Origin of the sequence: Aeromonas sp. S2(2024), assembly GCF_041402505.1 — a bacterium.
In the GTDB taxonomy this organism is placed as follows: Bacteria; Pseudomonadota; Gammaproteobacteria; order Enterobacterales; family Aeromonadaceae; genus Aeromonas; species Aeromonas media.
The window spans coordinates 447348-467286 of sequence record NZ_JBGLRL010000001.1; the positions used below are offsets into that span (position 1 = coordinate 447348).

Annotated in this window: 24 protein-coding genes; 8 read left to right on the plus strand and 16 right to left on the minus strand. The window is 64.3% G+C overall.

What is annotated here, in order from left to right:
- The first annotated feature begins 85 nt into the window (after positions 1-85).
- The gene (locus ACB039_RS02085; RefSeq protein WP_218408913.1) at positions 86-454 is read left to right on the plus strand and encodes a VOC family protein; all 369 of its coding nucleotides are present in this window, start codon (positions 86-88) and stop codon (positions 452-454) included.
- Positions 455-473: 19 nt separating this feature from the next.
- Here ACB039_RS02085 and ACB039_RS02090 read toward each other — a convergent pair whose 3' ends face one another.
- Together ACB039_RS02090 and gdhA are read right to left on the minus strand one after the other, a co-directional pair.
- Positions 474-677: a DUF3955 domain-containing protein gene (locus ACB039_RS02090; RefSeq protein WP_171269570.1), complete on the minus strand. Its 204-nt coding sequence runs from the start codon at positions 675-677 to the stop codon at positions 474-476.
- Between the two features lie 196 nt (positions 678-873).
- Positions 874-2232, minus strand: a complete 1359-nt coding sequence (gene gdhA, locus ACB039_RS02095; protein ID WP_371165025.1) for an NADP-specific glutamate dehydrogenase — start codon at positions 2230-2232, stop codon at positions 874-876.
- 555 nt (positions 2233-2787) lie between these two features.
- On the opposite strand from gdhA, the gene rluF reads away from it, so the two are divergent.
- On the plus strand, positions 2788-3771 hold the full coding sequence (gene rluF / locus ACB039_RS02100) for a 23S rRNA pseudouridine(2604) synthase RluF (protein WP_371165026.1): 984 nt from the start codon (positions 2788-2790) through the stop codon (positions 3769-3771).
- 43 nt (positions 3772-3814) lie between these two features.
- On the opposite strand, the gene ACB039_RS02105 is transcribed toward rluF, so the two are convergent.
- Together ACB039_RS02105 and ACB039_RS02110 are read right to left on the minus strand one after the other, a co-directional pair.
- The gene (locus tag ACB039_RS02105) at positions 3815-5053 is read right to left on the minus strand and encodes an MFS transporter (RefSeq protein WP_371165027.1); all 1239 of its coding nucleotides are present in this window, start codon (positions 5051-5053) and stop codon (positions 3815-3817) included.
- Positions 5046-5549 carry a nucleoside deaminase gene (locus ACB039_RS02110; RefSeq protein ID WP_371165028.1) on the minus strand — a complete coding sequence of 168 codons (504 nt, stop codon included), beginning with the start codon at positions 5547-5549 and terminating at the stop codon, positions 5046-5048. Before ACB039_RS02110 ends, ACB039_RS02105 begins: the two co-directional genes overlap by 8 nt.
- A 121-nt stretch (positions 5550-5670) precedes the next feature.
- On the opposite strand from ACB039_RS02110, the gene ACB039_RS02115 reads away from it, so the two are divergent.
- A complete protein-coding gene (locus ACB039_RS02115; protein ID WP_371165048.1) occupies positions 5671-6528 on the plus strand; it encodes a LysR family transcriptional regulator in 858 nt (285 codons plus the stop codon).
- Between the two features lie 71 nt (positions 6529-6599).
- Here ACB039_RS02115 and ACB039_RS02120 read toward each other — a convergent pair whose 3' ends face one another.
- From ACB039_RS02120 to ACB039_RS02140, 5 genes are all read right to left on the minus strand, one after another.
- The gene (locus tag ACB039_RS02120) at positions 6600-7067 is read right to left on the minus strand and encodes a GyrI-like domain-containing protein (protein WP_103859193.1); all 468 of its coding nucleotides are present in this window, start codon (positions 7065-7067) and stop codon (positions 6600-6602) included.
- Between the two features lie 69 nt (positions 7068-7136).
- The gene (gene rsmS, locus ACB039_RS02125) at positions 7137-7292 is read right to left on the minus strand and encodes a pleiotropic regulatory protein RsmS (protein WP_081805738.1); all 156 of its coding nucleotides are present in this window, start codon (positions 7290-7292) and stop codon (positions 7137-7139) included.
- A gap of 85 nt (positions 7293-7377) precedes the next feature.
- Positions 7378-7848 (minus strand): acyl-CoA thioesterase, encoded by a 471-nt coding sequence (locus ACB039_RS02130; protein WP_041207030.1) that lies wholly within the window; start codon positions 7846-7848, stop codon positions 7378-7380.
- A 14-nt stretch (positions 7849-7862) separates the two neighbouring features.
- Positions 7863-8162, minus strand: a complete 300-nt coding sequence (locus tag ACB039_RS02135) for a hypothetical protein (RefSeq protein WP_182310770.1) — start codon at positions 8160-8162, stop codon at positions 7863-7865.
- Complete coding sequence (locus ACB039_RS02140) at positions 8162-9010, minus strand: DMT family transporter (protein WP_371165029.1); 849 nt, start codon at positions 9008-9010, stop codon at positions 8162-8164. Before ACB039_RS02140 ends, ACB039_RS02135 begins: the two co-directional genes overlap by 1 nt.
- Before the next feature lie 63 nt (positions 9011-9073).
- Here ACB039_RS02140 and ACB039_RS02145 point away from each other — a divergent pair, with 63 nt between their 5' ends.
- Both ACB039_RS02145 and ACB039_RS02150 read left to right on the plus strand, forming a co-directional pair.
- A complete protein-coding gene (locus tag ACB039_RS02145; RefSeq protein ID WP_043130072.1) occupies positions 9074-9727 on the plus strand; it encodes a tellurite resistance TerB family protein in 654 nt (217 codons plus the stop codon).
- Between the two features lie 169 nt (positions 9728-9896).
- On the plus strand, positions 9897-10355 hold the full coding sequence (locus ACB039_RS02150; RefSeq protein WP_218408906.1) for an N-acetyltransferase: 459 nt from the start codon (positions 9897-9899) through the stop codon (positions 10353-10355).
- Between the two features lie 94 nt (positions 10356-10449).
- Here the strand turns inward: ACB039_RS02150 and ACB039_RS02155 are convergent, their stop codons facing one another.
- The 5 genes from ACB039_RS02155 to ACB039_RS02175 form a co-directional block, all read right to left on the minus strand.
- The gene (locus tag ACB039_RS02155) at positions 10450-11154 is read right to left on the minus strand and encodes a hypothetical protein (protein ID WP_171274108.1); all 705 of its coding nucleotides are present in this window, start codon (positions 11152-11154) and stop codon (positions 10450-10452) included.
- Positions 11139-11666, minus strand: a complete 528-nt coding sequence (locus ACB039_RS02160) for an RNA polymerase sigma factor (RefSeq protein ID WP_171274107.1) — start codon at positions 11664-11666, stop codon at positions 11139-11141. Before ACB039_RS02160 ends, ACB039_RS02155 begins: the two co-directional genes overlap by 16 nt.
- Before the next feature lie 7 nt (positions 11667-11673).
- Positions 11674-12093: a hypothetical protein gene (locus ACB039_RS02165; RefSeq protein ID WP_171274106.1), complete on the minus strand. Its 420-nt coding sequence runs from the start codon at positions 12091-12093 to the stop codon at positions 11674-11676.
- A 52-nt stretch (positions 12094-12145) separates the two neighbouring features.
- Positions 12146-12952 carry a substrate-binding domain-containing protein gene (locus tag ACB039_RS02170; protein ID WP_171274105.1) on the minus strand — a complete coding sequence of 269 codons (807 nt, stop codon included), beginning with the start codon at positions 12950-12952 and terminating at the stop codon, positions 12146-12148.
- A gap of 120 nt (positions 12953-13072) precedes the next feature.
- A complete protein-coding gene (locus ACB039_RS02175; protein ID WP_182785760.1) occupies positions 13073-14488 on the minus strand; it encodes a PLP-dependent aminotransferase family protein in 1416 nt (471 codons plus the stop codon).
- 121 nt (positions 14489-14609) lie between these two features.
- On the opposite strand from ACB039_RS02175, the gene ACB039_RS02180 reads away from it, so the two are divergent.
- From ACB039_RS02180 to cydX, 3 genes are read left to right on the plus strand one after another with little or no spacing between them, the layout of a single operon-like run.
- Positions 14610-16181: a cytochrome ubiquinol oxidase subunit I gene (locus ACB039_RS02180; protein WP_182785759.1), complete on the plus strand. Its 1572-nt coding sequence runs from the start codon at positions 14610-14612 to the stop codon at positions 16179-16181.
- A complete protein-coding gene (cydB, locus tag ACB039_RS02185; protein ID WP_139750908.1) occupies positions 16181-17308 on the plus strand; it encodes a cytochrome d ubiquinol oxidase subunit II in 1128 nt (375 codons plus the stop codon). The genes ACB039_RS02180 and cydB overlap by 1 nt, the downstream gene beginning before the upstream one ends.
- Before the next feature lie 24 nt (positions 17309-17332).
- Positions 17333-17446, plus strand: a complete 114-nt coding sequence (gene cydX, locus ACB039_RS02190) for a cytochrome bd-I oxidase subunit CydX (protein ID WP_005310033.1) — start codon at positions 17333-17335, stop codon at positions 17444-17446.
- 63 nt (positions 17447-17509) lie between these two features.
- On the opposite strand, the gene ACB039_RS02195 is transcribed toward cydX, so the two are convergent.
- Both ACB039_RS02195 and dkgB read right to left on the minus strand, forming a co-directional pair.
- Complete coding sequence (locus tag ACB039_RS02195) at positions 17510-18682, minus strand: MFS transporter (protein ID WP_139750909.1); 1173 nt, start codon at positions 18680-18682, stop codon at positions 17510-17512.
- Between the two features lie 373 nt (positions 18683-19055).
- Entirely contained in the window at positions 19056-19859 is an 804-nt protein-coding gene (gene dkgB / locus ACB039_RS02200) for a 2,5-didehydrogluconate reductase DkgB (protein WP_371165030.1), read from the minus strand.
- Positions 19860-19939 lie beyond the last annotated feature (80 nt).

Sequence of the window (19939 nt, forward strand, 5' to 3'; positions counted from 1 at the left end):
GGGATAATGGATGTGCGCCAAGGCACAGTCTCTGCCAAGGGGACTGGTTATGATGGGGTGGGGATCACCACCACAGGGAGCATGCATGATCAGCCATATCGACCATCTGGTATTGACGGTGAGCGACATCGAGCGGGCGGTAGCGTTTTACAGCCGCGCCTTCAAGATGGAGCCCATCACCTTCGGGGCGGGGCGCCGGGCCCTGCGCTTTGGCAACCAGAAGATCAATCTGCAATTGCTGGGGGAGGAGCGGCGCAACCGGGCTCAGGTGGGCTCTGGGGATCTCTGCCTCATCACCCGCTGGCCCCTGGATCAGGTGATGGTCCAGCTCGCGAGCCAGGGGGTCGAGATAGTGGAAGGGCCGGTGACAAAAAGCGGTGCCTGCGGCCCCATAGAATCGGTTTATTGCCTGGACCCGGATCAGAACCTTATCGAGATCAGCCGCTATCGCTGAGAGCCTCAGGGCAGGTTTATTATTCCCCTTTGGCGAGGGCCCTGCGCAGCAGAGGGCGCAAGGTGAGCACCATGCCGATGAAGAGCAGCAGATAGCCCAGGGGCAGCAGGGCAAAGGGCTCGTGCAGGAACCCCTGTGCATCCACTGTGGTGCCAAGCAGGTTGAAGGCCACAAAGCAGCCGAGCCCGGCCAGGATCAGGAGGGCGCCTATGGTCGTTGTCATCTCGTTGTCATCTCGTTGTCCTCGTTCGCGCATGAAAGAGGAGTGAGGGTGTCATGGCTGGGTGAAGTGGGCGTGAAGTGGCGCCGGGCATGCAACCTGCGATCGCCCAGATTAAAGCGACAGCGATACATCTAACACAACAGGGCAGCCATGGGCTGCCCTGTTGCTTTTGGGGGCGTTTCGGGGAGTGGCGTGACTAGCAGACCCCTTGCGCCAGCATGGCGTCGGCCACCTTGACGAAGCCGGCGACATTGGCGCCGCTTTCGTAGTTCACATGGCCGTCATCCTGGCCCTGATCCACCTGGCCGTAGCGCACACAGGTGGCGTGGATGCTGGTCATGATCCCCTTGAGGCGGGCGTCCACCTCCTCCCGGGTCCAGGAGAGGCGCTGGGCATTCTGGCTCATCTCGAGCCCCGAGGTGGCAACCCCGCCTGCGTTGGCGGCCTTGCCTGGGGCGAACAGCACCCGGGCGTCGTGGAAGAGGCGGATGGCGGCGGCGCTGGAGGGCATGTTGGCCCCCTCGGCCACCAGCTGTACGCCGTTCGCGATCAGGGCGGCGGCATCCGATTCGTCCAGCTCGTTCTGGGTGGCGCAGGGGAGGGCGACGTCGGTCGCCAGATGCCAGGGGGTACGGCCGGTGCAGAACTCGAGCCCCAGCTCGTGGGCGTAATCGGCGACGCGCTTGCGCTGCTCGTTTTTAAGCTCCATCAGGCGGGCCAGCTTCTCGGGGGTGAAGCCGTCCGGATCATAGACGGTGCCGCCGGAGTCGGAGGCGGTGATGACACAGGCGCCGAGCGCCATAGCCTTCTCGATGGCGTACTGGGCCACGTTGCCCGAGCCCGACACCGAGACCCGCATGCCATCGAGGGACTGGCCGCGATGGGCCAGCATGGCCTCCACGAAGTAGAGCAGGCCGTAGCCGGTGGCTTCCGGGCGGATCAGGCTGCCGCCAAAGGAGAGTCCCTTGCCGGTGAAGACGCACTCGGCGCTGTTGGTGAGCTTCTTCATCATGCCCGCCATGTAGCTCACCTCGCGCCCGCCCACCCCGATGTCACCGGCCGGCACGTCGGTGTTGGCCCCGAGGTGGCGATAGAGCTCCAGCATCAGCGCCTGGCAGAAGCGCATCACCTCTCCCTCGCTCTTGCCCTTGGGATCGAAGTCGCTGCCCCCCTTGCCGCCGCCCATGGGCAGGGTGGTGAGGGCATTCTTGAAGGTCTGCTCGAAGGCGAGGAACTTGAGCACCGAGAGATCCACCGAGGGGTGGAAGCGCATGCCTCCCTTGAAGGGACCGATGGCGCTGTTGTGCTGAATGCGGTAGCCACGGTTCACCCGCACCTGACCCTGGTCATCCACCCAGCTCACCCGAAACTGCACAAGGCGCTCGGGCTCCACCAGCCGCTCCAGCAGGCCGTGTTGCAGGTAGCGGGGGTGACGCTCCACATAGGGCCAGATGGAGGCGACGACCTCACTCACCGCCTGGATGAACTCGGGTTGGTGGGGGTTGCGGCTGGCCACCTGGGCCAGGAATGCCTCCTGAGAGAGGGAATGACTCATCTGTAACTCCTGTAATAAAGGGAAATTGGCCTCTTGCCAGAGAAGGGTCGGCGCCGCACCCCGCTTTATATTCGACATTGAAAGTGAATGCGGATAAAAATTTGTTTCGTGGCGGTAATTGCCGACAATGATGGCGGTGACGCCGCTACATGGCCGACACGAACGTGATAATTCGTGCTGACGAAAATCTTTTTATGCATTTTTAGTCAATAAATAGCAAGTTTTAGTTCATCCCTCTCTATGGGTATCCTTCGACGCTCTCTGCGACCGCTGGCTTGTCGCTCATTGTTGGGCTGGGGAGAGGAGGGCGGGAGCAGGGGTAAGGTGGGGCGGATGGCAGGATCCGGTGCACGGGGCGGGGCAAGGGATGGCGCAATATGCTACTGTAGCGGCGTTTTTTTGAAGAAAGGGCGGCCTTGCCCTTTTGAAGAGACTGATTGCAGGCGCTTTTTGTAGATTCTTTTTGTAGATGGACATGTATGCAGACTAACCCGACCATGACCTGGCTGACTGAGCCGACACTTCTTTTGAACTCCACTATCTGGCAGGTGACCCATGCTGGCCGATGAATCCATGCGCCTGAACAAATACATCAGCGAGAGCGGCATCTGCTCCCGTCGCGAGGCCGATCGCTTCATCGAGCAGGGCCATGTCTACATCAACGGCAAGCGGGCCGGGATCGGCGATCAGGTATTTGCCGGGGATCTGGTCAAGGTCAACGGTCAGGTGATAGAGGCGCGGGAGGCGGACAGCCTGGTCTTCATCGTGCTGAACAAGCCGGTGGGCATCGTCTCCACCACGGAGGCGGGGGAGAAGGACAACATCGTCGACTTCGTCAACCACAGCACCCGTATCTTCCCCATAGGCCGTCTCGACAAGGACTCCCAGGGGCTCATCTTCCTCACCAACCACGGGGATCTGGTGAACAAGATACTGCGGGCGGGCAACGATCACGAGAAAGAGTACCTGGTGACCGTGGACAAGCCGGTGACCGACGAGTTTATCCGGGGCATGGGGGCCGGGGTGCCCATCCTCGGCGCCGTCACCAAGAAGTGCAAGGTGAAGCGAGAGGCCCCCTTCGTGTTTCGCATCACACTGGTGCAGGGGCTGAACCGCCAGATCCGCCGCATGTGCGAACACTTCGGCTTCGAGGTCACCAAGCTCGAGCGCATCCGCATCATGAACGTCAGCCTCAAGGGGTTGCCGGTGGGGGAGTGGCGCGACCTTACCGACGACGAGCTGATCGAGCTGTTCAAGCTCATTGAAGATTCCTCCTCCGAGGTGAAACCGGCCAAGGGGGAGAAACCCAAGACCCCGGCGGCGCAAACCGCCAAACCGGCTCAGGGCAAGAAGCCGCGCCGGGACGACGATCACGAGATTGGCGGGCGCCCCAATGTGCCGGGCCCGGAGGCCTTCGAGAAGAAAAGCCCCGCAGGCAAGGGCAGCGCTGGCAAGGGGGCCCCGGCCAAGGGGGGCAAGCCGGCCACTGCGGGCAAACCGCGCACCAACCAGGGTGGACGGCAGAAGAAGGGGCGCTAAGGCGCCCCGTCACTCGTTTTTCAACCTGCTCAATACACCGGCCCTAGGCCGGTGTATTGCTTTGTGCCGTCTGGCCCCGTTGGCTGACAGGAGCCGCAGGCTGTCGCATCACGCGGGCGTAGTGGCGCGGATCCAGACGCAGTACCAGCAGGCTCATCAGCGCCAGCCCCCCCAACTGCCACTGCCAGGCGCTAGCGAAATCGCCGCTCAAGTGGTGCAGGCGCGCCGCCACCCAGGGGCCCGTGGCCGCCAGCATGAAGCCAAACCCCTGCATCAGGGCGCTGAGGCTGCCGGCGCGCCTGGGGTCTGGCAGGTGATCCAGCGCAATCACCATGATGAGGGAGAAGCTGCCGCCAAGTCCGGCGCCGCACAGCAGGCACCAGAGGATGGGGGCGACTTCTGGGGCGAGCCAGAGGCCGCCAAAGCCCGCCACCTGCGCCGCGATGGCGAGCCCCATCCAGGGGCGCCTGTCCAGCTTGCGCGCCGCCAGCAGCGGCAGACCCAGGCCGCTCACGGTCTGGGCCAGGGCCAGCCAGGCCACCAGTTCGCCCCCCTGCTGGGGGCTCCACCCCAGCACCAGGTAGGCGGGGGCCAGCCAGGCCACGACGATGCCGTAGCCGCTGTTGATGATGCCAAAGCAGGCGATCAGCAGCCAGGCGCGGGGCAGCGCGATCAGCCGCTGCTCCCCAGATACGGGGGAGTGCTGCGCGGCGGCGGGCAGGCGCACCCGCCAGCCGAGCCAGAGAAGGGCCAGCAGCACCGGCAGGCTCCACAGAGCCAGCGCCCGGGACCAGTCGAGGTATACAGCGACCCTGGGGGTGAGCACGGCGCCGAGCGCCCCGCCCCCCATCATGCAGGCGGAGAAGATCCCCATCACCAGGGGCACCTTGCCCGCGAAGGCGTGCTTGATGAGGCCGGGCAGGACTCCCTGAACCAAGGCCGACCCCAGCCCGCACAGGGCAGCGCTGGCGATGAGCAGGGCGCCGCTCGCGAGATCGAAGCGCAGGGCGCTGCCCAGCATCAGCAGCAACAGGGCCGTGCCGAGCAAGGGGCGCGGCCCGGTCTTGTCGAGCAGGGCCGGGGTAAGCAGCACGCCGACCCCGATCAGCAGCAGCGGCAGCAGGGTGACCCAGGCCAGCCTGTCCATCCCGAGCGCCAGATGGGCACCTATCTCCCCCGCCAGGGGGCCGATGGCGGTGAGGAAGGGGCGCAGATTGATGCCAATGAGCACCACCAACACCAGCAGGGCGCCGCTGCCGGAGGGAAGCGGGCGCTTAATCATGGGACTGGGGGCCGTAGAGGGCGGCGGCCGGGATGGGGCTTGGCAGCTTGATCAATGGCAGGGGCGGCGGACTGAGGGGTAGCCGCAGCGCCGCGTAGGCCGCGCTGCTGTCAAAGCCGAAGGGGGCCGCGTCTTCATTGTCGAAGGCGTAGTAGACGGCACTGATGCCGTTCATCACCAGGGCGCACAGACACATGGGGCAGGGATGGCCGCTGGCGTAGACCACGGCGCCCTTGAGCGGCCCATGTTGGCTGGCGGTGCGCAGCGCCTCGAGCTCGGCGTGGCGGGTGGGATCCCCCGCTTCCAGCATCCGGTTGACGGCGCTCGCCACCAGCTGATTGTCTCGCACCAGCAGGGCGGCGAAGGGGCGGCCCCCCTGCTGACGGTGGGTCAGTGCCAGCTGAACGGTCTGTTCCAGCCACCCCTGATGGCTGGGGGCCGAGACGGTGCTGAGGGCGTTGACGGGGTGTGTTCCAGACTGGGGGGGCTGTGACATGGATTTTCCTGGCAAAAGAGAGGAGTGACGGCAGCCTAACGGGGCCGCAAGTCATTTGGAAATTAAATGATAAAATGACTTTCAGTGATTTTATAAATGGAGCCCTCCCATGGAGCGACCCTTGCTGGATCCCCACCTGCTGCAGAGCTTTGTCGCCATCGTCGAGACAGGCAGCTTCACCCGAGCCGGCGAGCGGATGCATCTGACCCAGTCCACCATCAGCCAGCAGATGCGCCGCCTCGAGCAGCAGCTCGGTTGCCCGCTGCTCGACAGATCCGGCCGCCAGGTGGTGACCACGGCCCAGGGGGAGACCCTGCTCGGGCTGGCGCGCCGCATCCTGGGGCTGCTGGCCCAGGCGGGGGATCGGGTGGGGGAGGCGAGCCTGCCCCTGCGCCTCGGGGTGCCGGAGGATTTCGCCGCCGGTGCCATGACGGCGGTGCTGGCGGCCTTCGCCCGGCAATACCCCGAGGTGAGGCTGGAGGTGCGAAGCGATCTCAGCCACGCCCTGTGGCAGGCCTTTGAGGCGGGGGAGCTGGATCTGGCGCTGATCAAGCAGGGGCGGGGGCAGGGGGTGCCCATCGCCCGCTGGCGCGAGCCGCTCGCCTGGGTCGACAGCCGCGACTGGCCCGCGGGGGAGCGGGATCCTGTTCCCCTGGTGGTGTTTCCGAACGAAGGCCTCTACCGGCGCCAGATAACCGACGCCCTGGATGCCAGGGGGATCCCCTGGCGCATCACCTACGTGAGTGCCAGCCTCGCCAGCCTGCAGGGGGCGGTGAGCGCGGGCATAGGGGTGAGCCTGTTGCCCACCCGCTTGCTGCAGCCCGATCAGGTTGAACTGACACACTGGCCGTCGGTGCGCCCGGTGGAGCTGGCCCTGCACCTGGGGGCCGGGGGCAGTGAGTCCCTCGCCCGGCTGTGCGAGGCCCTTATCGCGCTCTGTGACGAGGTAATGGGGGAGGAGGCAATCGTACCGCGCTGAGCAGGGCAGCGCGGCGCCGAACAGTGCCGTGTTGAGACGTGCCCTGCGAAGGCCGCTTTCGTCTCAGCCCCTCAGGCCAGGGCTTGCCTCGGTACCACGGCGAGCCAGACTTCCACCTCCCCACAACCGCTCTTTGGGTCAAATTTGTCGCCGTAGCGCTCAAAGTCCGGCTTGTGGGCGGACTCATAGTCCGAGTGTGCCAGCCAGTCCAGCGCCTGTTGCCAGGTGTGTGGCAGGGCATCGACATGGCCCAGATGGCGAAAGACCGCATAGGTTTGGGGGGCGATGCGCATCCGACCAAGCCCGGGGGGGAGCACCTCCAGGGCGGCGACCTCCACCGCGCACATATACTCGCATTGCGTCGCGGTTGCGCCGCAGATGACGCCGTAGGCGTGCTCCCCCAGCTGACCCGGCAGGGGGCCAAGGGCGCTGAAGTCACGCCACTGGCCACCGAAGTCACCGTGCTGGAAGTCGTGATGGCGACGCAGGCCGCCAAGCAGCATGGCGTTGCCGGTTTCGAAGCGAACGGGGTCTGACATGGTGCCTCCTGGGTTGTAGGAGAAGGGTTGAAGGGAAAGAGGTGAAGGGACAGGGTCGAGGTGAGCGCGTCAGTGCGCCCGACCTTCCTCACGCTTGCGCTCATAGTCCTGGCGAACGATGGCGAGCGCCGCCAGGACGAGATCCGGGGCAATCTGGTTGGTTTCCAGCAGTTCTATCAGATCCACCGCGAGTTTGACCTCGGGCGGTGCAGTTTCCAGTGACATCTTGGTTTCTCATGGGGCAGCGTGGTCGCCATTATAGCGCCCCGGACGGCGAAGACACGCCTCGGCTGCCGGGGTTTGACGGGTGTCACATGTGCTGGCGCATCTCCTTGTCGAGCTCCTCGCGCAGGGTCATCAGCTTCCTGGCGTACTGCTGCAATTGCAGATCCTGCTCGCTCACCGGCTGCCATTGGGGCACAGGACTCGGTTTGCCGTGCTCGTCCATGGCCACGAAGATGATGATGCAGTGGGTGGTCTTGTGGCGCGCAGGGTCAGTGGGGTGGCGGCTGTAGACGTCTACCGCCAGGTGCATGCTGGTGGTGCCGGTGTGGATCACCTTGGCGTGCACCTCCACCAGCTGGCCTATCTGGATGGGGCGTAAAAAACGGATGCCCCCCACATAGACGGTGACGGCATAGCCGCCACACCAACCGGCGGCGCAGGCGTAGCCGGCCTGATCGATCCACTTCATCACCATGCCGCCATGGACCTTGCCTCCGAAGTTGACGTCGGCCGGTTCGGCCAGAAATTGCAGGGTCAGTTCGCGGGGTGGGATCATGCTCTCTCCTCGGCTTATTGCCGGTAACTCTTGCGATAGGCCTCGGCCTGCTGGCAGGCGGGCACCTTGGAAAAATCGGGACGCTTGTTGCCCTCGCGCTGGCCGAAGCTGGCAAACTCCTGCTGGCAGCGGGTCGTTTTGCCCCCCTCCTTGATGCAGGCGTCGATGCGCTGCTGTCGGCCCTGCACGATCAGCAGTTGCTGGGCGTCGGAACAGGCCCGATCCAGCCCGGCTTGATGGGTTTCCCGATCCTGCTCTATGGCGAGCAGGCCGCTCGACAGGCTGCTGGCGAGCAGCAATATGACCATCTTCATCATGCTTTGTCTCCTTGTGGGGGGCGTCCTGCTATGACCAGGGCTATGCCCCCCAGAATGCCCAGAGATGACAATAACAACCGCAGCGACCAAGACTCATCCAACCAGATGATCCCGGCCAGCGCCGCAAGCAGGGGCACCAGCAGCTGGACGCTGGCGGCCAGGGTGCGTCCCAGTTGGGGCAGCACCAGATACCAGAGCGCATACCCAAGGCCGGAGGCGAGAGCCCCCGAGGCCAGGGCGTAGCCAATGGCCGCCGGGCTGGCCTCAAGCCGGCCAAGCAGCAGGTAGAGCAGCGCCGCCGGCAGGCTGGCCCGCAGGAAGTGACCGGCATTGGCGGCGATGGGATCGGCAAAGCGTGAGGCCCGCAGGGTATAGCAGGCCCAGGCGATGCCGGCGCCTATCATCAGGGCCGCCCCCAGGGGATCCGGCGCCCGGATGCCGGGCAGCAACAGCAATACCAGCCCTGCCATGGCGAGCAGCAGGCCAGCCCACTGGCGCAGTGGCAGGGACTCTCCGCGCAGCAGGGGCGGTGCCAGCATGCTGAGCTGGACGGCGGCAAACAGCAGCAGGGCACCGGTGCCTGCGGTCAGGGTGAGATAGGCGAACGAGAAGGCGGCGCCATAGGCGATGAGCGCGAGGGCACCCCCCCAGTCTCCCTGGCGCGGCGACGAGTGGCGAACCCGGCACAGCAGGATCAGCATCAGGGCGCCGCTGGTCAGCCGCAGCAGGGTAAACAGGGCCGGATCCATCCGCTCTTCGAACAGGGCGAGGCGGCAGAGTACCGAATTGGCAGCGAACGCAGTGAGCGTCAGCAGGGTCAGCAGCAACAGGCGGGGTAGTGACATCCATTCACCTTGAGTTCAGTGGGCGCGGCACAGCATGGTATTTCATGCAAATGAGGAGGCCCCATGAAACAGATGCTGGAGCAATTGATGGGAGCTGGCAAGGGCTGGCTCAACGATGGTGGTGACACGCGCAAGGCCCAGATGAAAGGTATGGCCCAGGGGGGGCTGGCCGCCGGAGCCATGGCGCTGCTGCTTGGCAACAAGAATATACGCAAATACGGCACCAAGGTGGCGGCGGTGGGCGGGGCGGCGGCCCTCGGCGGTCTGGCCTACAAGCTCTATCAGGACTGGCAGCAGAACCAGAGTGCGCCAGCGGCCGGCACGCCCCATCCCCTCAACGAGCTGGCGGGCGCCGAACTGGATGCCCGAGCCAGCTTGCTGGTGCGCGCCATGGTGGCCGCGGCCCGGGCCGACGGTCATATCGATGACGCCGAGCGGCTGAAGATCCAGCAGTACCTGACCGAGCAGGGCCAATCCGATGCCGCTCGCTGGATTGACGCCGAGCTGGCCCGCCCGCTGGATCCCCAGGCCCTGGCCCGGGAGGTCACCGACATGGAGCAGGCCACCGAGGTCTATCTCGCCTCCCTGCTCGCTGTCGAGGTGGATCACTTCATGGAGCGCGGCTATCTCGACGAGCTGGCCCGGGCCTTGAAGCTCGATGACAATCTGAAAACCAGCATAGAACGCCAGGTCGCCCAGCTGGGTGCGCCGGGTTGAGCCCTTGCTGCCATCAGGATTGTGCACAAGGCCCCGACACGGGGCCTTGTGGTTTGTGGCCATTCTGAATGGATACATTCGGCGCTTCACCTTGGTGCCGACTCCTCCTATGATGAACCCTCCCCCAGGCCTTGGGGTCAGTTCGTCAGCCAAATGCAAGGAGCACCCATTGGAAATACGCAAGGCAACCGAGCAGGATCTCGACGCCATTGTCGAGCTGGATCGGCAGATAGGGCAGATCCACTTCGAGCAGGCTCCCGAGGTGTTCTGCCCTCCCTCTTCACGGCAGCGGGCGTTTCTGCTGGACGCCATCCAGAGCGAGGGGCGACTGTTTTGTGTCGCCGTGGTGGAGGGGGTGGTCGCGGGGTTTCTGACTGCCCGAATCGATATCAATGAAGCCATTCCGTTTCTTACCAAGCTGCCCGTCTGTCGGATCACGACCGTGGTGGTGGATGAGCATCACAGATCCCGTGGCATAGGCAAGGCACTGATCGCCCATTGCGATTGCTGGGCCAAGGCCCGCGACGCAAGCCAGATCCGGCTGGAGGTGATGTCATTCAATGACAGGGCCAGGTCGCTTTACGAATCCCTTGGCTTTACCCGGCAGTCTGAAACGTACGCCAGATAGCCCGACGTCCGGTGAATAAACAAGGCCCCATCATGGGGCCTTGTTGTTGCTGTTGTTGAAAGTGCAGCGCGTGGTGAAAGTGCTGCGATCGTGCTTAGCTCTCCGCCGGCCAGGGGCCGAGCTCGATGCAGTGGCCACGATAGAGCGGGCGTTCACTTCCCGTCGCCATCACCAGCAGCTCGCTGCTCTGTTTGAGCTGTTGCCATTCGGTGGGGGTCATCAAGCGGCCCGCCATGACCTCCCCGAGGGGGGCGAGGGGCACCAGCTTGGCGGACTCTTTGTCACGCATCCAGAGCATGGCGTCGGCGGGCAGGCGCAGCGGGTTCGCCAGATTCTGTTGCAAGCGGATGCTGGACTGACCCGGCCGCTTGCCCTGATAGGCCACCAGCACGAAGGGGGCTTCCTCACCTGCGGAGGACATCGTGGCCAGGTAGCGCACCGGCTGGATGGGCGCGGAGTGCCAGGGAAGCAGCGGCTGGAGCCATACCCCCAGCAGCAGGGAGGCGGCCATGGCGAGCGGCCACCACAGGCGGTTGGGTCCGGGCTTGGGGGAGATCCCCTGCGCTATCCCGTGCCAGATCTGGCGGGGCAGGGGCGGGGCGGGTTGAGGCTGGCGCAGCAGAGGATCCAGATGTTGCTGCCACTGTTCGATCCACTGCCACCAGCCAGGATCGCGGGCCATCAGGCGGCTCATCCTGGCCTGTACCCGCGGGCTCAGGGTACCCAGCACATACTCGCCGGCGAGCCGCTCGCGCAGGGCGGGGTCTCGATAGCGTTTGGGGGTCATTGAGTCAGGCATAGCTTGAGCTCCTCCAGTCCGCGCCGGATCCAGGACTTGACCGTGCCGAGCGGGGTCTGGGTGTGGCTGACTATCTCCTGGTGGCTCAGACCGTGCCGATAAGCGAGCACGATGGCGTTGCGCTTGTCGGCACAGAGCCGTCCGAGGCAATGCTCGAGGGAAAAAGAGGGGGCCAGCCCCTCTGTCTCCTGGCCGGGCTTCTCCTCCCAGGACTCATCCAGTGGGGTCTCCCCGTGGCGTTTCTTCGCCCTCAGGGCGTCGATGGCCAGATGGCGCATGCACTGGCAGAGCCAGGCCCAGGGATAGTCGACGGGATAGGCGCTCTGACCGTGCCAGATCTTCAAAAAGCCCTCCTGCAGGATGTCTGCGGCCCACTGCTTGTCCTTGAGCAGGGCGTGGAGCATGGCATACAGAGGCTGGCCCGTCAGCCGGTAGAGCGCTTCAAATGCCTGCTTGTCCCTCTGCTGGCTGCGGGCGAGCAGGTGGGCAAGTTGCTGGTTGTCGATATTCACTCAGACCTCATAGTTGGACGCGGTGCCAGACATTCTTCACGCCATCCCCGCTGCTCTGGCCGGGCTGCTCATCCTTGATCCAGCGATAGAGCGGTTGGCCACGGTAGCTCCATTGATAGTTGCCATCGTCGCGCAGGATCAGGCTGATGCCGATGTCGGCCGCGCTGCCGACCCCCACCTTGGCCTGCTCCGCGCTGGCCAATGCTGGCGGCCACTTTTCGGCGCACTCAGCATAACAGGTTGATTTTCCTTGGGCATCCTTGTCGAAGCGGTAGAGGCTGAAGCCCTTGGCATCAACCAGATAGGTCTTGCCGTTCTCGGTCATCCGGGCGATGGGCAACTGCTCGGCCCCGCTCAGGGGCTGGGTGTCCAGGGCCCAGGCCGAGGCGAGGGGCAGGCAGGCGAGGGTGATGAGGAACTTGTTCATGGTGTTCTCCTAGGGTCTGTTGGCGATAGTCTTTTGGCTATGGAAGGCAGGGTTAACGGGTCCAGCCATCCTGGGCGAAGAAGGGCTCGCCTTGGGGGCTGTCGATGAAATCGATGAAGCGCTGGGTGCTGGCATCCGCGCCCTGCGCCTTGGTGATCAGCAGACCGCGATAGATGCGGCGTTCCGGCTCGATCTCGACGAAGTCGGCCTTGTCCTGGTGGTTCAGGGGCCAGTGCACCCAGGTGATCCAGGCATCGGCCTGTTGATGGGTGAAGGCCCGGAAGCTGGCGCCGCTGCCCTGCTCGAAGGCGACGATGTTGCGCCTGAGCTTCTGCACATCGGCCAGCTTGCCCCTGCGCCCGGCCACATCTTCCCAGAGCCCGGTGCCCGAGGTGTTGTAGCTGCCGAGCCCCTCGGTCACCACCACCTTGAGGGATCGGTTGATCAGATCCTCCACCCCGGTGATCCGCGCCGGGTTGCCCTTCTGTACCGCGATGACGCTGCGGCGCAGGTAGTAGGCGTGGGCGCTCTCCCTGTCGAGGAAGGAGTAGCTCTGCAGGTAGGCGGACATGGATTGCTCGGCCCCGGCGAAGATGAGATCCGCATCCTTGACGGCCCTGTCACGCCAGCTATGTTCGGGGCCGGCGGTGACCTCGACCGGGATCCCGGTCTCCTGCTGGAAGGCCGCGGCCGCCCGTTTCAGGGCGGTGTCCGGGCCACCGGGACCGTAGAGGCGGATCACGCCATCACCGGCCTGATGGACTGGGTCGGTCTGGGCAGACTGGGAGAGGGAGGCGGCCTGCAGCGGCTGGATGAGGGCCGAGCAGAGCAGGGCGAGCCAGAGGGGTTGGGATTTCATCGTCTCTCCTTGATTGAGGTTCAAGCAAGAGACGAAGGAGGGAGGCGATTGGATGCAGTTGAGGAAAAATTAATTTATCAATAAAGCCGAACCCGCCTCAGGCGCAGCTATCGATAAAGGCTAGGAGCCTCCCAGCTGCTGGTGGACCAGGGCTGCCAGCCGGGTGAGGGCGGCCTCCAGTGCCGAGCTCCAGGGATGGGCGCTGTTGAGGCGCAGGCAGTGGTTGTGCTGGCCCTGGCTCGAGAACAGAGCCCCGGGGGCCAATGAGAAACCGCTGGTCAGCGCCTGGGCATAGAGGGCCCGGCTGTCGAGGCGCGCGTCGAATGTCAGCCAGAGGAAGTAGCCGCCGTCCGGGGTCGAGATATGCACCTCGTCCTGGAAGAGGCGCAGCAGGGCCGCCCGCATCTGCTGCTGGCGCTGGGCCAGGGTGTGGCGCAGGCGGCGAAAGTGGGCGTCCACCCCGCCCTGGCGCAGCATGTCAGCGAGCGCCAGCTGGCTCGGCACATTGGTGGAGAGGGTCGACATCAGTTGCAGCCGCTGGATGCGCTCGGCATGGGATCCGGCCACCACCCAGCCGACCCGAAAGCCCGGCGCCAGGCACTTGGTCCAGGAGCCGCACAGTAGGCTGTCGCCCCGGGCGTCCCAGCGCTTGATGGGGCTGGGGCGTTCGCGGCCAAAATAGAGCTCGGCGTAGACGTCGTCCTCCACCAGGGGCACCTCATGGGCGTTGAGCAATTGCATCAGTGCCTGCTTGTGGCCATCCGGCATGGTGTGACCGAGCGGATGCTGCACGTTGCCCATCAGCCAGCACGCCTTGATGGGGCGCTGGGCGAGGGCCTCGGTGAGCAGGGCGAGATCGATGCCCACCCCGGGGATCACGGGTATTTCCACCACGTTGAGCTTGAGCCGCTCTATGGCCTGCAGGGCGCCGTAGAAGGTGGGGGACTCCACCACCACCCAGTCCCCGGGCTCGGTCAGCACCTGCAGGCTTAAGGAGAGCGCCTCCATGGCGCCCGTGGTGATGATGATCTCCTGGGGATCCACCGCTAGGCCGTCGTTGGCGTAACGCTGGGCGATGGCGCGGCGCAGCGCCTCGTTGCCGGGGGGAAGATCTGCCACCGTGCTGAAGGGATCGAGGCGGCGCATGCAGCTCGCCAGGGCCCGGCCGAGCTGGGGGTGGGGGAAGAGGGCGGGATCCGCCACCGCGAGCCCCAGCGGCACCAGCTCCCGGGACTTGCTCGCCTGCAACACCTCGAACACCAGATCGTTGATGTCCACCGAGCCGGTGTAGTGCGCCTGCTGCGGCGTGCTGGCGCGCAGCGGGGAGGCGGCGGCCTTGACGTAGTAACCGGACTGGGGCCTGGCCAGAATGAGGCCGAGGCTCTCGAGCAACTGGTAGGCCTGCAGCACCGTCATGGGGCTCAAATGATGGGTCTTGCAGCTCTGGCGGATGGAGGGGATGCGCTCCCCCGGCTGCCAGAGGCCGCTCTCTATCTGCTGCTGCAACAAGGCAGCCAGCTGACCGTAACGGGACATGGGGTGGCCTAAACTGTTATAGGTAGATTTCACTATAACTGCATCTGTTATAGGTGTCATGGCACGTGTTGTACTTAACGGGCGAAAACCTGTCTGTTAAATGCAACATAGAGAGTCATGCATGATAAGCCTGGATGATGTGGTCAGCCTCTCCCGAATACAGTTCGGCGCGACGGCGATGTTCCACTTTCTGTTTGTGCCCCTCACCCTGGGACTGTCCTGGATCCTGGTGATTGCCGAGTCCGCCTACGTGATGACCGGCAAGGTGATCTACAAGGACATCACCCGCTTCTGGGGCAAGCTGTTTGGTATCAACTTCGTCATGGGGGTCACTACCGGCATCACCCTGGAGTTCCAGTTTGGTACCAACTGGGCCTATTACTCCCACTACGTTGGCGACATCTTCGGCACCCCGCTGGCGGTAGAGGGGCTGATGGCCTTCTTCCTGGAATCCACTCTGGTGGGCCTCTTCTTCTTCGGCTGGGACAAGCTCTCCCGGGGTCAGCACCTGCTGGTGACCGCGCTGGTGGCGCTCGGCTCCAACCTCTCCGCACTCTGGATCCTCATCGCCAACGGCTGGATGCAGAACCCGGTCGGCGCCGAGTTCAACCCCATGACGATGCGCATGGAGCTGACCGACGTGGCGGCGGTAATCTTCAACCCGGTGGCCCAGGTCAAGTTCGTCCACACGGTGGCGGCGGGCTATGTGGCGGCCTCCCTGTTCGTGATGGGGGTGAGCAGCTGGTATCTGCTGCGCCGCATGGAGGTGCGCTTCGCCCTGCGATCCTTTGCCATTGCCTCGGGCTTTGGCCTGGCCGCCATCCTCTCTGTCATCGTGCTGGGGGACGAGTCGGGCTACCGCTCCGGGGAGGTGCAGAAGGTCAAGCTCGCCGCCATAGAGGCGGAGTGGCACACCGAACCCGCCCCTGCCTCCTTCACCCTGTTCGGCCTGCCGGATCAGGGTGACGAGACCACCCACGGGGCCATCAAAATTCCCTACCTGATGGGCATCATCGCCACCCGCTCTCTCGATGAGCAGGTGACCGGCCTTAAAGATCTGAAAGCGCAGCACGAGGTGCGCATTCGCAGCGGCATGCTGGCGTATGACGCCCTGGAGGCGCTGCGCTCAGACGGTAGCAATGCCGAGGCCCGCGCCACCTTCGAGCGTCACCGCGCGGATCTCGGCTACGGCCTGCTGCTCACCCCCCATGCCAAGGAGATTGGCAAGGCGGACGAGTCGGCCATTGCCAAGGCGGTCGACGACTCCATCCCTCAGGTGGCGCCGCTGTTCTGGAGCTTTAGGCTGATGGTGGGCATAGGCGTGGTGTTGCTCGGGCTCTTTGCCGCCGCCTTCCTGCAACTGTGCCGGGGCAAGCTGGTGCAATCCCCGCGTCTGCTCAAGGCGCTGTTCTGGTCTATTCCGCTGCCCTGGATTGCCATAGAGGCGGGTTGGTTCGTGGCCGAGTTCGGTCGTCAGCCCTGGACCATCAGCGACGTGCTGCCGGTCTCGGCCTCCGTCTCCTTGCTGCAACCTGGGCAGCTCTGGTTCAGCCTCATCTCCATCTTCCTTATCTACAGCACGCTGCTGGTGGTGGAGCTGTTCTTGTTGCGTCACGTGATCCGCAAAGGGCCCGCCAGCCTGCAGACGGGTCGTTATCAAGGTGAAGTGTTGAAAAACGGGAGTCCCGTCTGATGGATTACGAAACCCTGAAACTCATCTGGTGGGGGCTGGTGCTGTTCCTGCTCATCGGCTTCGTGGTGATGGACGGCTTCGATCTCGGGGTCGGCATGTTGCTCCCCGTGGTGGCCAACACCGATGAGGAGCGGCGCGTGCTGCTCAACAGCGTGGGCCCCGTGTGGGAAGGCAACCAGGTGTGGCTCATCGCCGGTGCCGGCACCCTGTTCGCCGCCTGGCCTCTGGTCTATGCCGCCTCCTTCTCGGCGCTCTATGTGCCCTTCATGTTCCTGCTGTTCGGCCTCTTCCTGCGCCCGGTCGGCTTTGACTATCGCAGCAAGCTGCCGGATCCCCTGTGGCGCCGCTGGTGGGACAGGGCCCTGGTGATGGGGGCTCTGCTGCCGACCCTGGTGTTTGGCGCGACCCTCGGCTTCTTGCTGCAAGGCTTGCCGTTTCGCTTCGACTCGGCCCTTCGCATCCACTACGGCGCCTTCGATTTCAACTGGCCGCTGCTGTTGACCTGCATGGGCACGGCGCTGGCTCTGCTGATGCTCCATGGCAGCAGCTTCCTGCTGTGCAAGACCCAGGGGGTGATAGCACAGCGCTGCGCCCGCCAGAGCCGCTGGCTCGGCCCATTGGCGAGTGGCCTGTTTGCCCTGGGTGGTTTCTGGCTGAGCCAGATGCGCGGTTACCGGATAGCCGAGATCGGGGATCTCAACAGCGTTCTGACGCCCCTGATGAAGCGGGTGGTGACAGCGCCGGATGGCTGGTTGGGCAACTTTATGGCGCACCCCTGGCTCTGGACTGTGCCTGCCCTGGGTCTCTTGCTGCCGCTCTTGAGCACGCTGGCAAGCGCCCTGGGCCGGGGGCGGCTGGCCATCCTCGCCAGTGGCGGTGCCTGCGCCGCCATGATGCTGACCGTGGCCATTGCGCTGTTCCCGTTTGTGCTGCCCTCGTCCCTGGAACCGTCGAGCAGCCTGACCCTGTGGGACGGTACCTCCAGCGAGCACACCCTCTTCATCATGCTGGGCATAGTCGCCGTGCTGATGCCCATCAACATCGGCTATACGCTCTGGGTCTATTGGGTGGCGCGGGGCAAGATGAGTACCGAGCAGGTGCGCCAGCAGGGCCATAGCCTCTACTAACACTGGAATTGAGGAGTTGTTGATATGTGGTATTTCACCTGGATTTTGGGGCTGGGGTTCGCGCTGCTGTGCGGCTTGGTCAATCTGCTCTGGCTGGAGGCGCGCTGGGCTGCGGATGAGGATCTCAAGGAGTCTTGAGCCGCACTATTTTGCCAATGAAAAAGGCCGACACTGGGTGTCGGCCTTGTCGTATGTGGGAAGTTAAACCGCCAGCGCCAATTTGGCCTCGCGCTTCTCGCTGACGTGGGTGAGGCCATAGGCCAGCAGCACGATCAGCGCACCAATCCAGGGGGTGTGCATCAATCCGAGGTGCTCCACCACGAAGCCACCGACGACAGATCCCAGCGCTATGCCGACGTTGAAGGCGGCGATGTTGAGGCCGGAGGCCACATCCACTGCATTGGGGGTGTGGATTACTGCCTGTTTTACCACCAGTACCTGCAGCCCCGGCACGTTGCCGAATGCGAAGGCGCCCCACACCAGCACGGTGAACACCGCCAGCACCGGATGGGGCGCGGTGAAGGTGAGCATCAGCAGGATGAGTGCCAGACCGCCAAACATCAGCTTCAAGGCGGGCAGCGGGCCCATCTTGTCCGCGAGCTTGCCGCCCCAGATATTGCCGACGGCAACCGAGACCCCGTACACCAGCAGAATGAGGCTCACCGCATTGGCACCAAAACCGCTCACCTGCTGCAAGATGGGGGCGAGGAAGGTAAAGGCGGTGAAGGCGCCGCCGTAGCCCAGGGCCGTCTTGGCATAGACCATCAGCAGGGGCTTCTTGGTCAGCACGGCGAGCTGCTCACGAATACTGGAGGCCGCGCCTTTTGGCAGGTTGTTCGGGATCAGCAGCAGGCTGCCTGCCATGGCGATGACCCCGAGTGCACTCACCACCAGGAAGGTCTCGCGCCAGCCAAAGACCTGACCAATCCAGGTGCCAAGCGGCACGCCTGTCACCAGGGCGACCGTGAGGCCGCTGAACATGATGGCGATGGCGCTCGCCGCCTTCTCCTTGGCCACCAGCCCGGTGGCGATGGTGCTGCCCACCGAGAAGAAGACCCCGTGGGCCAGGCCGGTGAGGATGCGGGCGACGATCAGGCTCTCGTAGCCCGGTGCCTGCCAGGCCAGCAGGTTGCCAGCAGTGAAGAGCGCCATCAACCCGACCAGCAGCCACTTGCGCGGCAGCTTGCCGGTGAGCGCCGTTAAGATCGGCGCGCCTATGGCCACCCCCAGGGCATAGAGGCTGACCAGCAGGCCCGCCGAGGGGAGCGAGACATTGAGCTGCTCGGCTATGGTGGGGATCAGCCCCACGATCACAAACTCGGTGGTACCGATCGCAAAGGCACTCAGGGTGAGGGCAAATAACGCCAGTGGCATACAAACTCCTTGGATAGTGGCTCCCGACGGGAGAATGGCGCCAGTATGCCGATGAGCTTTGTTGGCAAAAATGACGGCAACGTCAAATTACTTTTGCCAAATCAGCAGCAATGGTGCCGTGGAAGGAGGAGTGGCTGAGGCAAGAGCGGGCGAAGAGCGCGAGTTGAGTGCAGAGGCAAAGCGTACAGACCGAACTGGGAACAAAGAGGGATGGTTGCAGGGGAGAGGGCCAGCGCACGGGCGGCAGTGGCGCACGGTATTGGAAGCAAAAAAGCGGGAGGCACAGTGCCTCCCGCTTGGCTGCTCGTCGATGGTGTTGGGTTTTCTTTGCTCCCTTCTCCCCTGGCGGGAGAAGGGCTGGGGATAAGGGGGATCAATCCCAATCTGGCGCAAAGTCCGGGTTGGCGCAGCGCTCGCCTCGCTCCAGGGTGGCAATCTGTGCCATCTCCTCGGGGCTGAGTTTGACCTTCAGCGCAGCCAGGTTGGCGGCGAGATTTTCCCGTTTGGTGGAGCTCGGGATCACCGTCATGCCCTGGGCCAGCAGCCAGGCGAGCGACACCTGCGCCGCCGAGACGCCGTGGCGCTTGCCGAGCTCCATCAGGAGCGGCTCGGCGAGCACCTTGCCATAGGCCAGCGGCATATAGGCGGTGATGGCGATGCCGTGCTCCTGGCAGAACGCCACCACCTTGCGGTTTTGCAGCAGGGGGTGGATCTCCACCTGCTGGTGGGCGATGGCGCCCGGCCCCAGGATCTCGATGGCCTGCTGGAGCTGAGCCACGGTAAAGTTGGAAACCCCGATCTCCCGGGTCAGACCCTGGGCCTTGGCTTCGGCCAGCTGCTCCAGATAGACTGCCATTGGCACCTCATCCTGGGGGGAGGGCCAGTGAATGAGCGCCAGGTCCAGATAGTCGGTGCCCAGCTTTTCCAGGCTCAGCTCCAGGCTCGGGATCACCTTGCCCGGGCCGAACTCGCTGATCCACACCTTGGTGGTCAGGTAGATATCCTGGCGGGGCACGCCGCTTTCGTTCATCAAGCGGCCCACTTCGGCCTCGTTGTCATAGATCTGGGCGGTATCGATATGGCGATAGCCGAGATCCAGACCCTGCAGCAGGGAGTCGCGCAGGGGCTGACCCTTCAGGCGAAAGGTACCAAGACCCAGGTTGGGCATCTTCATCATCATATTCCTCAAGTTATTGTTTCTACGCTCAATATTGTGTCGGCCCATCCCGCATCCAGGGCGGGCAGGGGCAGGCCGCT